The organism is Paraburkholderia sp. SIMBA_027, from assembly GCF_046535315.1.
GTDB classification, from domain to species: Bacteria; Pseudomonadota; Gammaproteobacteria; order Burkholderiales; family Burkholderiaceae; genus Paraburkholderia; species Paraburkholderia tropica.
The window spans coordinates 1-263 of sequence record NZ_JAWRWY010000843.1; the positions used below are offsets into that span (position 1 = coordinate 1).

The following is a 263-nucleotide window of genomic DNA, read 5'->3' on the forward strand; positions in this document are numbered from 1 at the left end:
GTTGCTCGGGCTGGTGGCTACAGGCGATCAACGGGCTTTCGCCGAGTTCTACCGCCTCACCTCCAGGCGAGTATTTGGCATGGCGAAGCGGGTTCTTGTGGATCCCGACCTCAGCGAGGACGCCACCCAAGAGGTGTACCTCCAAGTCTGGCAAGGTGCTGCGCGCTTCGATCGCGCCGCCGGCAGTCCATTGGCCTGGCTCATGACAATCGCCCATCGGCGCGCCATAGACCGCGTGCGGGCAGTCCAGGCCGCGACGGACC

Annotated in this window: 1 protein-coding gene; it reads left to right on the top strand. The window is 65.4% G+C overall.

Annotated features, from left to right (window positions below; genetic code table 11):
* A partial coding sequence (locus tag SB764_RS41450) for a sigma factor (protein ID WP_410866961.1) occupies positions 1–263 on the top strand: 263 nt, incomplete at both ends.